This window comes from Sulfitobacter sediminilitoris (assembly GCF_010667575.1).
GTDB lineage: Bacteria > Pseudomonadota > Alphaproteobacteria > Rhodobacterales > Rhodobacteraceae > Sulfitobacter > Sulfitobacter sediminilitoris.
In genome coordinates, this window is the sequence record NZ_JAABNT010000023.1 from 24,067 (window position 1) to 35,128 (window position 11,062).

Sequence of the window (11,062 nt, forward strand, 5' to 3'; positions counted from 1 at the left end):
CCCTTCCCGTGGCGCGGGCTTGTCATAATTGACTGCTTATGTAGGCTTACCGGTCATCCGACAAAATGACTCCGATGACAGTGTCGAGCCCGATGCGGTCGTGAGAACCCCGCTAGTGGAGCGAGTGTTAAGCGGCACGCTAAATCAAGCAATCGGCGGAGCGGGGTTTGTGGTATGCTGAAAAAGTGCTTCTCCATTTTGGGGAGGCAGCAACATGGGGAGATCTGTAAAATGACAGCTACCAACTACACAATGGTTACCGTTGCTTCGTGCGAACCCAGTTTCTTGAACCAGGCTTTAAAGCATACAGGCGCGTTGGCGGAAGAACTGAAAGCCTCTGCCGGTGCAATCATTACGCGCTATGGGGTGCTCGCGACAGGAGAGCACGCCGGAAGTATGATGCTCATGCAAGGGTACTCGGAGCTAAATGGCATCGATGCGGCATTCGGAGTTTATAACAAATCAGCCGATTATCAGGCATTGATCGGTAGCGGTAAGGTCAACGTGACATTGCGGAATATCCTGAAAGTTGAGCCGCTCGAGTTGGAAAATCAGTCCACTGATGTTCCGGCATACGGCGTTTTGACACGTTGGGGATCTGCAGATTCGATGGTCGATCGAATGCGTGGAATGGTGCACCTTTTTGAAGATAATGGCGCGATGTTCATGCGTTATTGGACGATTATGACTGGGTCGCATGCCGGCCGCCGTTTGCTGGCAGTGGGGTATCCTTCGATGGATGCCATAGAAAAGACCTACAATGCCTTACGCGGCAGTGATGACTACAATTCGATGGTCAGCGATATCGACATCGATTTTCGCAACATTGTGCGTATTGCCGGTTAGTAGAACGCAACTTCGAATAGGTTAGCCGCGTAACGGTAGGTGTTCTATCAGGTACCAAAGATATGCGATGGTGCGAATGCTCTGTCGCATATTTGTTGGAATCCGAAACCGATTTTTCCGGCAAGTCATCAATGATATGTTTGTCCGCATCCCAGACCTCTGAAGCTGCAGCAGCGAATGGCCAGTGCGGGTTGAAGCGGTCGCTAAGGCACTGAGCGGACCTCGCAGCTCGATCCCGTCGTCTCGAATGGCTTCTCAGTGATGCTTTGCGGATATCGGACCGAACCGCTCAGATGTCTCAGTCGAGCCCTGAGCCGCCGCTCTCGTGATCACTATGATCTGAAATTTTGCGGCCTCAACTTTGCTGAGTGCCGGATTGGTTGCTCTATGGTATTGTCTTGTATGCAAGGCTTGGAGTCATCGTCGCAAGTGAACAGCACGGCAGGCCGCACTTACCTATTCCGCACAGGTCAATCGTCATGACACCCAAACAGATGGTCACATTCCTCCAAGAAGCCAATGCCGTGGCGTAAAGTGCAGCCGAACATGGTCATCATCCTTTTGGTGCGGTGCTCGTTGGTCCTGACGGAGAAATCCTCATGCGCCAGGGCAATATCGACACAGTCCGTCACGCCGAGACCGAACTCGCTCGGCGCGCCTCGGTCGCCTATTCACCTGAGTTTCTATGGACCTGCACGCTCGTAACGACTGGCGAACCTTGTGCGATGTGCTCCGGCACAATCTATTGGGCGAACATTGGGCGACTGGTTTACGGGTTCGAAGAAACGAAGCTTCTCACGCTGACCGGAGATCACTCCGAGAACCCAACCATGAACTTGCCATCGCGCACCGTGTTAGGCTCTGGTCAGAAAAAGGTCGAGATCTACGGCCCGTTCCCGGAAATTGAAGAAGAACTCATCGCTCCGCACCGCGATTTCTGGCGAGGTTAGCCTAGCGCATTTGTGACTTCCGAAGAAGCCATCAAGTACGTGTCGGTTGGTCGGATCACCGGGTCGCGCCCAAGGCCGTTACATTGAATTCGAGTGCAATGTAGGCACTGCGACCCGTTTGTTACTTACTGGCGCAGTGTTTCTTATTGCTAATCATGTGCGCTAAAGTCAGAAGCGACCTGAAAAATAGAGCGCGGAACACCTGACGGCTTCCTCGGAGCTGAAAAACTCTGGGTGACTATCCATCGTCTCAAGAATGAAGTCTAGACGTGCACGTGTTTCTTCCGCCTCCTGTGCATGCATAGCTGCGCGTTGTCCGATCCATCGCCGCAGTTGAGCCACGTATCCAATCCGCATTTCTGTTTCAAAAAAAATGTCCGCGGCTGCCATTTTGAAGTTCTCCTTTTGGGGGTGCGCGTCATCAGAATGCTATGTCGTTTGATCAATCCGTGGTATCTGCTCTCGCGTAGAGCGGTTCTTCACAATTGAAGAGGCATTCCATGAACTGGTCGGACATCCGTGTCTTTCTGTCCGTCTGCCGCGAAGGATCGACGCTAGCCGCATCCAAAAAGCTGGGCATGTCGCAGCCGACCGTAGCTAGGCGGATTGATGCTCTTGAACATCAACTTGGTCTTGTTCTGTTCGAACGTGATACTCATGGTTTCAAGCCAACATTGACGGCCAAAGGTTTGCTTCCACTCGTCGAAAAAATGGAACAGTCTGCCGATGAGGTAGAAGCCGCCGTAACACGGGCGCGCAAATCCAGGACACACGCCATAAGGATTACGGCTCCAAGGCGAAACTTTTCTCCAACCTTTTCCGCTATCCTTTCCGAGTTCAGTTCGAAGTATCCCGACATCCGCTTCGAGCTGATCGCCAGCTATGAAGTACTCGATCTGGTCGCAGGCGAGGCGGATGTCGCGATCAGGATCGCTCACAAGGTCACAGACGAGCGTCTGATCTGTACCAAGCTTACAGATGTAAAGGCAGCACTATTCGCATCACGGGGCTATGCAGATCGACATGGTCTTCCCTCATGTGCTGATGAGTTTCCGGGCCATAGTTTTGTGGTCTACGATCCCGTCCCGCCGACGATGCTGCTCAACAGGTGGCTGTTGGCACGCATTTCGCCAGATCAGATCGTAGCGCAAGCCAGCGACGCGGAATCGGTGACCACAAGTATTGATGCGGGTCTCGGGATTGGACCCGTGACCATAGCATTTGCATCCGATTATCCCTCGCTTGTCCGATGCTTCGATCCGCCGCCCGGAACGGATGTATCGTCTTGGCTCGTGATGAGCCCCGAAGCCTACCGTCGGCCGGAGGTGCGTGCCTTTGCCGCTTTCTTTGCTCCCCGGTTCCGTACAGCGTACAAGGCGATGCGCGAGAAGGCGATGGTCGCTCAAGCTTATCATCCCAACCATGAAGCGGCACCGCGCGACAAATAACTGAAACTAAGTATGTCTAGTGAAGTCCGAGGGTCGATGGTCGATCGTGGCTCATGCCTGGGATCAGGCGGACCATGACAAACCCGTTCCGGTAGACCAGCTGTGAACCTCAAGCGTCGAAGAAAATACACTAATTAGCTGCGAGAGAAGCCGGAAAATCCGCATGTGAGACATCGAATGCAGTGCGGTGAATACGGGGTGGTGGAGAAGGCCTCGGTTATGTCAGATGGGTCTCGCACAGAAACCGTGCCAAACTCAGGTCTTTAGGTTGGACTCGTTTCTTGGTTTTCGGAATGAAGGACAAGGTATGGACCTCCGCCTAATTGCATTACTTCCGTTGGCTCTGGCTTCCGCGGTGCTAGCCCAGCAATCGACAGAATTTCCTACGAACCAAAAGTTTATCATCCAATTGACCAGCTCACAATTTGCGAGCGGTTTTGGAGAATACTTGGTGCCGCCATTGCTTAAAGCATTTGAAAAGACGGGGATGGTATATGCCTACGACTCCGAAGCGGATTTCGCCGCGACGATCGAAACAGGCGCGGATGTGGGCAAATGGTATGAGGCGGATGACGCGGCAGACGTTGCCAAGGTCTGGCTTTACGAGCGTTTCGTCACGGTCGGTCTGTCACCTGCCGAAATCGATATAGAACCGCATGGAAAACTCACGCCCAGTTTCTCGGTAACTGTCAGGCTCGTGACGCCTGACCAAGATCGAGTAGATGAGTTGAATTGCCTGATCGCACTTGCGACACGTGAGCTGGCAGCGCGCTACAGGGCAAAGGGCCATTTTTGGGTTAATGGAAGTGGCTGCGCGCGGAAATAGGGAAAACGCGGTCGCCAGTCTCGCGTGAACAGATTGTTCCTTGGGATATATTCCAGGTTAGCCAATGTCTCAAAAGTCCCGCAACTCGGACTCAGAGCCTGATCCCGCGAGTGTCTGCTGTTGGCAAAAGCGGCCATTCACGCAAGAAATTGCGCATCGGCGTCTATGAATGACCGCTTCTAGCCAGACCGGACGTTCGGCGAAATCGGGGCTATGACTGCAAGGCGGACGAAGCCGCCTGATGCTGATGCAGCTAAACTTCCATACGCGCGACAATCAAATTTCTCAACCAGATGCGGCGGCGCAGCACCGTTTCCCGAAAGCGGCCATTGGACTCGTACAAATTGGCCGAAATCCAAACCGGTCGTACGCTGCGCCGGTTACGGACGTCTCACATGCGGACCAAGCGGACCTTTAGTTTCTGCGGGCAAAGACTAATACGTACTCAGTAGTCCTCGATTGCGAACACACGAACTGGCTCTTCAAAGCCTTTGAATGAGTGTTTTCCTAGATTTTCCGAGACGCCATCGATAAGACGAATGACCTCTTCTGAGCATACTATGCGTTTGCCGAGCGAAGCACCGAGCTCCAATAGACGCGCGGTCAGGTTTACCGTCGGTCCGACAACGGTGAAATCCATACGATTGACGCTCCCGATGTTACCGTAATGCACGTCTCCCACGTTCAAGGCGGCCCGAAAGTTGAGCACTGATTGCCCGTCAGTTTGGTTCGCCATCGACCTGCGCGTTTCTTCCAGGGTCGCCAAGGCACCATCGACAGCCGCAACTTGCGCGGCCCTGTCGTCTGGAGTGGGAAATATGGCCATCGCGCCATCCCCGATGAATTTGAGAATTTCACCGCCGTTCCTGCACACTCCTTCATCAAGCACGGAAAAGAAGCGATTAAGGAAGCTGATAGTGTCTTCAGGTGGCATCGTGTTGGAGAATTGTGTAAAGCCTTCAAGGTCGATGAAGAGCACGATTGACGGGATATTCTCGGTATCTCCACGACGAATGTTACCAGTCAGAACCCGCGCTCCGGCATCTCGTCCGACATAGGTGGACAAGACTGCGATGGTGCTTTCGTGAAGCACGAAGCCTTCCGTAACACGCGCTATTGGCGCTTGAAGACTGCGGAACGCCTCAATCTGATCGTCGCTGAAGCCACCTTCAGCTTTGGTCATGGCGACTGCTACGTTGAGATCGGGCGTGTACCTCGAGTGCAAAGGCAAGCAAAGGCTTTGCACATAGCCCCTTTCCCGTAGCGCCGTCATATCCGGCCTTATGTCGAAATCGGGATTGTTGCCAAAAGTGTAGAGCAGCACCCGGCCTGTGCTGCTGCAGACTTGGCCCGGCGTACCGATCCACTGCTTACCTTCCTTGAGTTGTCGCGGTGTGAGCCTGCTTGTTCTGGGACCAGCAGCCTCAGTCCAGTAATCGAAACGCCCGGGCAATTCGGGATGCATTAATGTCTTGTAGATGCCAAAGAAATCTGCGGGAAGACTTGCGGCTTTAAGGCGACGACCGATTTCGGCATTGATCTCGCTGAAGCCTTCTGTGCCGGGGGCTCCCGCTACCAGCCAAGAGTTGAGAGCCGATAGCCGTGAATTTCGATGCATGGGCAGCCTCCTGCCTGTTATCCTAACGCAAAAAGCATGCATATGCACTGGAGCTATTGGGCACTTAGGTCAAAACTGACGAAGAATAAGCAACCGGGCCGGTCTGCAGGTCTGTTTTTCGGGGGGAACAGAGCTGGGAACCGGGCCTTCGTCTTTGCTGAAGCAGAGGTCAGCAATGCGGAGAGGCTGTGTGAAAACTATTTGCGCGGCGGCAAAACGACAAGAACAGCAAGATTTGCAGCCTCTCTCGTTGAGCTGAGCCACAAACACCTCGCTTCGGGAAAATGAGCGGCACCAAAAGGGCGCGAATTTCGAGTTTTCACACACCCTCCGGACAGAGCTGACCTTGCAGGCCCATGAGGCATAAAGGTGCGGCAATGGGCCGGAGCATGTTATCCTGCTATCCTCGGAAAAACTACGGAGGGGTTGGAAATGCGACTGCTATTGTCAACGCTTTTTGCTGCGATGGTGGTGTCAGCGACCGCTGCTGCGCAGGAAGCGGTTTATGTTATTCGCCATGCTGAGAAAGAAATAAGCGGAGAAGACCCCTCGATTACCGACGAAGGGAAAGTGAGGGCCGCTGCATGGGCAGAAATGCTTCAGCATATTGAGCTTGACGTTGTGTTTACATCAGATGCGAAACGTACCCAGGAGACCGGGAATATCATTGCCAATAGTTTGGAATTGCCTATTCACGCAATTGATCGGTGGGACACGGCTGGTCTGATCGACCTGCTCAGCTTTGATCACGAACAGGACACGGTTCTTGTCGTCGGTCACGCCGAAACTATCCCGGGCATTCTTGCGGGCCTTGGAGTGTTCACAAACATCGAAATCATTCAAAGCGATTTCGCCAATCTATTTATCGTGCTCCAACCCGGCGCGGACGATCCGCGGTTAATTAGAATACGAATGCCGTAAGGGCTAACCCAAGCTTTAAGCTGTCCTACGATGTTATAACCCAGGCTGACATTTCGTTCTGTCGACCAATATATGGCTCTCCTGAGACATCCGAGCAAAATGGTCAGATCACCGCTCTATGACAGCAAGCGGACTTTGAAGCTGCCAAATCCGCTAAGCTGTGCCCGAACGACGGCTTTCACGGACACCAGACGTCAGGCCCGCAAGGGAAACTCTGCGCTATTGCGCCAACCCGTTGAATTTGAAAGGTCGAAAGTCTGATGCAACGCGAAAGCCGGAGCCCTCGCCAAGCTTCCTCGTTGCAGGCGTTCGCTCAGTTCCTGAACAGACCCTCATATTCTGAGGCATCTGCTATGGTTGCGGTGTACCTGCCTTCCTTGCGCCGCGCTCCAATCCGAGCTGACGTTCGCGCCAGATGATTAGGATGCCAGCGATCACGATCAGGGTGGCACCGCTCAGCATTGAGACTGTTGGCACCTCGGCAAAGATAAAATAGCCCACGCCGATGGCCAGCAACATCGAGGTATACTCAAATGGTGCTATCAGTGACGCGTCGGCATAGCGGTAGGAGGAAGTCAGCAGGATCTGGCCGACCCCACCCAAAAGGCCCGCAGCCACCAGCATTGCGGCTTGTCCCGCGCTGGGCCAGACCCAGCCCCAGGGCAACGTCAGAAGGCTGAGGCCCGTGGCTGTGACTGAGAACCAGAAAACGATGGCCGCGGTGCGCTCCACGCGCACCAGTTTACGTACGAAAACCTGTGCCAGAGCGGCGCAAACTGCACCCAACAGGACAATCATCGCACCCAGCGCCTGAGCAGCATCGGCAGTTTCGGGATCGACGTTGAAACGTGGGGTCAGAACTATCAGGACACCTCCCATGCCAATTGCCACCATAGACAGGCGGAAAAGCCTCACGTCCTCGCCGAGAAACATTGCTGCGAACACGACTACGAGGATCGGCGCGGCGTAGCCGATGGCCGTGACTTCAGGCAGAGGCAATAGGCCAAGCCCGGCAAAGCCAAGACCCATGGCTATTGTGCCAATGAGGCCGCGCCAGAAATGACCCATGGGGTTTTTGGCCTCAAGCCCGTGAGCGAGGTCGTGCTTGAAAACGAGCCACGCCAAGATCACGGGAATCGCGAACAGTGAGCGGAAGAACACCGCTTGTCCCGGCGGGATCTCATCGGCAGTGACCTTTATCAGGCTGGCCATGGCGACAAAGACGCAAACGCTGGAAATCTTGAGCGCAATGCCGCGCAATGGATCTTGGATGGTGGTCATGGGATTAGAGGTACGCCTGCAGGTGGCGTTGCGCAACTTTCCAGTCATTTACGCCTGAATATGCGCTCTCGATGAATGTCTTCATTGGGCTCGGTGCCGCACTGTGCGCGAACGTCTGTTTTCAGTAGGAAGGCCAAAAACGTAACAAAATGAATAGCGGTTTTGCTAAGGGTTTGTGGCGCATGATCTTTCAACGATTTCGGTCATGGCGCGACAAGTGACAAAAACGACCGTTTTGGGTCAGGTGACGGACTCGTGCTTCACCTTAAGCGTGACGAACCTAGGCAACCGGATGTCAGGTTCAGCGCCCAAAGCGAAAAGATTTCCGGAGTATGCTATTATCTTTGATTATGAGGCAGTCATACATCCGAGAGCCGAGCCCTAGGAGGACGGATTGATGATCATACGCATATTCCAGGTCGTGACCCGACCCGGCAAAGAAGAAGAGTTCGGACACTTTTTTCATGAAACGGCGATACCTTTGATGAGAGGAACAAAAGGCATCGTACAGGTGCTTCCCGGTGCGCCTCGGGCCGACTCTCCCAGAGAGTTCAGTTTCGTTATGGTTTGGGAGAGTCTGGATGCGTTGAAGGCGTTCGTGGGTGAAGATTACCAGAGCCCGCATATCGACCCGGCGGAAGACGAATTGGTCGAGTCCCGGACGATCAAGCATTATGATCTGGTGGCAGGCTGATGCGAACGGTCATCAGAAACCCAGACGCGCTTGTCTCGACCGACTGGCTCGCAGATCATCTAGATGATCCCGATCTCAGGGTATTCGACTGTTCGACCGTTTTGCAGTTCGAAGAGGGCGGGAAACGGCCCTATCGCGTACTCCATTGCGCAACCGAGCATCAAGAAGGTCATATCCCCGGAGCTGGCTATTTCGACCTTCAGGGCGAGTTTTCGGAAGAAGACAGCCCGTTCGGAATGACTCTGGCAAGCCCGGAAACGGTCGCAGCGTCATTCGAGAGGGCCGGTATCGACGACAGCTCGCGTGTCGTGCTCTACAGCCGCAGAAGCCCGTCATGGGCCACTAGGTTTTGGTGGATGCTGCGATGGCTGGGGTTTGACAACGCATCTGTGCTCGACGGAGGTTTTGAGAAATGGGTGTCGAAAGGACGGCCCCTTTCGACCAACACAAGCACCTATCCCCGGGGCCACCTGACGATCCAGCTTAGGCCAGAACTGTTCGTAAACAAGGAGGACGTCCTTGCGGCAATTGATGAGCCATCGACCAGCCTCGTGAATGCCCTTGGACGTGACATCTTTTCTGGCGAGAACCCGCGTTATGGGCGGCCGGGGCGTATTCCCGGAAGCATTAGCCTGCCGCAGGTCGAATTGGTGGACGCCAACACCCACGCGTTCCTACCCGCTGATGAAATCGCGCGGATGATCGAGAGTACCGGAGCCAGTAGAGGAGATAGGCACATCACCTACTGTGGTGGAGGCATCTTTGCGACCGTGGACGCTTTTTGGCTCTATCAGCTGGGACATGATGATGTTGCTGTCTATGAAAATTCGATGAGCGAATGGGGACCAGACCATGATCTACCCATAGAGACAGGCTGAGCTGGGCATTCTCGTGAATTTGCAAACGTCTAATGGCCGGATGCGATCTTCAGCTTGGCGATACGGGACTGTTTTTGGCCGCACGGAAGTGTAACAATCCAAAGAGTTTGCAGTGGTGGGAGAGATAGGTGGGCACCGAAATAACGGGAGGATGCAAGTGCGGAACTGTAAGATACAAAGGTGTTATCGCTGATACACCGATGTTCCGGTGCTATTGTCGCGACTGCCAGAAATTGACTGGCACCGGTCACTCTGAAATGCTGCCTTTGGTTGCGAAAACCTTTTTCAGCGAGGGAAGGGTGACCGAATATCGAATGACAGGTGGATCGGGCCGCTCAACATGGAGTAGCTTCTGTCCTTACTGTGGTTCTCCGATATCCCGCCGTAGCGAACGAATGAACCACCTTGTTTACGTTCACGCAGCCTCTTTAGACGAACCAGAGAGGTACAAGCCCGTTCAATCGATTTATCCGGATGCGGCCCAACCATGGGACCGGCCGGTTCCCTAGTACCAAGCAGATCGCGCTCGATAACTGTGAGGACCAAGATGAACAAAACCAACCCGAGGTTCTCCCCCTACTTCGGAAATGAAAAAGTAAGAGCCTTGCAGAAGGCACGCGACGAGCAAGTCCCGGAGCTCTCCGACCTTCCCGGTGCCGTCGTTCATGCTCGTACTTTTTCAAGTGATGATCCGGTTAAGCTTGGTTGGGATCACTTGAGAAAGATCATGTCTGAAGAAGGCATGGTGACGCTTCGAGGTGCTGACGATGCGACAATTGAAATTGCGAAAGAAGAACTGAGCGATTTTGATCCCACACTGCACGTCTGGGACCTCTTCATGGCTGATGCCATGACCGTCCGCGACGTTTGCGGGAGAATTGTTCAAAGCGGTCTTCCTGATGGCGTGAAACGTATCCCCGACGACGCAATGACCCCTCAGAAAGCACAGGAAGTTCAGGCTTTTCTAGCGGACCAGGGCGTCTCGCCATTCTCGACGGATGCGCTTCTGGGGAAGCTGTTCCCTGCAAGACTTATCGCCTTACATGCTTCGGACGACAGAATCGTCGCGGCTGGATTTGGAGCCATGACCCACAATCTCCATAGCCCGTTCTTCAAGTCGGCATGGGTCGGTCTGATTGCTGTCGATCCTGAGCTTCGCGGTTTGGGCTTGGGGAAACTAGTAGACGCGATGTGTAACCTCGCCGCCGTGACTGAGCTTGGAGCGGTATCCACGATGGAATTTGTTGCCCAAGACAATGCACCATCGCGGGCCATGCTGGAAAGCTGTGGATTGCGTCAGGTTGAAGGCAAGTCCGTGGTGATGTTTTCGACATCTGCCGACCGCATCACACGCTAGTCGTCGACCCAAAATAGCAAGCGGAAGACAATCTAGTTTTGTCGAAACTAACATCAGACGGACTTTGAGTGGTGTGGGTAACCCAAAGCAGTCATTGCTGTAGCAGCAGCGAAGTTCAGCAAAGTCTAAGGTTTGTGGCTGCTGTCAGCGTGAGCTGCAGCGGCGATAAATCTGACAAGGAGGAAAGCGCGGGCGGCTTTCGGTGCTATGGGGATTGTGGCTCAGTGCCTTGGTTTTTCAATA

At 53.9% G+C, this 11,062-nt stretch carries 11 protein-coding genes and 1 pseudogene; 9 read left to right on the forward strand and 3 right to left on the reverse strand.

Going from position 1 to position 11,062, the window contains the following annotated elements:
• Positions 1-231 precede the first annotated feature (231 nt).
• On the forward strand, positions 232-846 hold the full coding sequence (locus tag GV827_RS20830) for a DUF6854 domain-containing protein (protein WP_164355794.1): 615 nt from the start codon (positions 232-234) through the stop codon (positions 844-846).
• A gap of 548 nt (positions 847-1,394) precedes the next feature.
• Positions 1,395-1,796, forward strand: a pseudogene (locus GV827_RS20835) (nucleoside deaminase); the annotation flags it as partial.
• 168 nt (positions 1,797-1,964) lie between these two features.
• On the opposite strand, the gene GV827_RS20840 reads toward GV827_RS20835, so the two are convergent.
• Complete coding sequence (locus tag GV827_RS20840) at positions 1,965-2,186, reverse strand: hypothetical protein (RefSeq protein WP_164355796.1); 222 nt, start codon at positions 2,184-2,186, stop codon at positions 1,965-1,967.
• A gap of 110 nt (positions 2,187-2,296) precedes the next feature.
• On the opposite strand from GV827_RS20840, the gene GV827_RS20845 reads away from it, so the two are divergent.
• The gene (locus GV827_RS20845; RefSeq protein WP_164355798.1) at positions 2,297-3,244 is read left to right on the forward strand and encodes a LysR family transcriptional regulator; all 948 of its coding nucleotides are present in this window, start codon (positions 2,297-2,299) and stop codon (positions 3,242-3,244) included.
• Between the two features lie 307 nt (positions 3,245-3,551).
• Entirely contained in the window at positions 3,552-4,070 is a 519-nt protein-coding gene (locus GV827_RS20850) for a hypothetical protein (protein WP_164355800.1), read from the forward strand.
• A gap of 445 nt (positions 4,071-4,515) precedes the next feature.
• Here GV827_RS20850 and GV827_RS20855 read toward each other — a convergent pair whose 3' ends face one another.
• Complete coding sequence (locus GV827_RS20855; protein WP_164355802.1) at positions 4,516-5,688, reverse strand: adenylate/guanylate cyclase domain-containing protein; 1,173 nt, start codon at positions 5,686-5,688, stop codon at positions 4,516-4,518.
• A gap of 432 nt (positions 5,689-6,120) precedes the next feature.
• Between GV827_RS20855 and GV827_RS20860 the strand changes: the two genes are divergently transcribed.
• Complete coding sequence (locus GV827_RS20860) at positions 6,121-6,609, forward strand: phosphoglycerate mutase family protein (protein WP_164355804.1); 489 nt, start codon at positions 6,121-6,123, stop codon at positions 6,607-6,609.
• A gap of 351 nt (positions 6,610-6,960) precedes the next feature.
• On the opposite strand, the gene GV827_RS20865 is transcribed toward GV827_RS20860, so the two are convergent.
• Complete coding sequence (locus GV827_RS20865) at positions 6,961-7,890, reverse strand: DMT family transporter (protein WP_164355807.1); 930 nt, start codon at positions 7,888-7,890, stop codon at positions 6,961-6,963.
• Positions 7,891-8,287: 397 nt separating this feature from the next.
• On the opposite strand from GV827_RS20865, the gene GV827_RS20870 reads away from it, so the two are divergent.
• From GV827_RS20870 to GV827_RS20885, 4 genes are all read left to right on the forward strand, one after another.
• Positions 8,288-8,584, forward strand: a complete 297-nt coding sequence (locus GV827_RS20870) for an antibiotic biosynthesis monooxygenase family protein (protein ID WP_164355810.1) — start codon at positions 8,288-8,290, stop codon at positions 8,582-8,584.
• Positions 8,584-9,462, forward strand: coding sequence for a sulfurtransferase (locus tag GV827_RS20875; protein WP_164355812.1), 879 nt, complete (start codon positions 8,584-8,586; stop codon positions 9,460-9,462). Before GV827_RS20870 ends, GV827_RS20875 begins: the two co-directional genes overlap by 1 nt.
• Positions 9,463-9,590: 128 nt before the next feature.
• Entirely contained in the window at positions 9,591-9,971 is a 381-nt protein-coding gene (locus tag GV827_RS24145) for a GFA family protein (protein WP_164355813.1), read from the forward strand.
• Positions 9,972-10,009: 38 nt separating this feature from the next.
• Positions 10,010-10,819, forward strand: a complete 810-nt coding sequence (locus tag GV827_RS20885; protein ID WP_164355815.1) for a GNAT family N-acetyltransferase — start codon at positions 10,010-10,012, stop codon at positions 10,817-10,819.
• Positions 10,820-11,062: the final 243 nt, after the last annotated feature.

Coding starts and splice junctions, on each gene's coding strand:
- GV827_RS20830 (WP_164355794.1), top strand. CDS start 232: ATGACAGCTACCAACTACACAATGGTTACCGTTGCTTCGTGCGAACCC.
- GV827_RS20840 (WP_164355796.1), bottom strand. CDS start 2,186: ATGGCAGCCGCGGACATTTTTTTTGAAACAGAAATGCGGATTGGATAC.
- GV827_RS20845 (WP_164355798.1), top strand. CDS start 2,297: ATGAACTGGTCGGACATCCGTGTCTTTCTGTCCGTCTGCCGCGAAGGA.
- GV827_RS20850 (WP_164355800.1), top strand. CDS start 3,552: ATGGACCTCCGCCTAATTGCATTACTTCCGTTGGCTCTGGCTTCCGCG.
- GV827_RS20855 (WP_164355802.1), bottom strand. CDS start 5,688: ATGCATCGAAATTCACGGCTATCGGCTCTCAACTCTTGGCTGGTAGCG.
- GV827_RS20860 (WP_164355804.1), top strand. CDS start 6,121: ATGCGACTGCTATTGTCAACGCTTTTTGCTGCGATGGTGGTGTCAGCG.
- GV827_RS20865 (WP_164355807.1), bottom strand. CDS start 7,890: ATGACCACCATCCAAGATCCATTGCGCGGCATTGCGCTCAAGATTTCC.
- GV827_RS20870 (WP_164355810.1), top strand. CDS start 8,288: ATGATCATACGCATATTCCAGGTCGTGACCCGACCCGGCAAAGAAGAA.
- GV827_RS20875 (WP_164355812.1), top strand. CDS start 8,584: ATGCGAACGGTCATCAGAAACCCAGACGCGCTTGTCTCGACCGACTGG.
- GV827_RS20885 (WP_164355815.1), top strand. CDS start 10,010: ATGAACAAAACCAACCCGAGGTTCTCCCCCTACTTCGGAAATGAAAAA.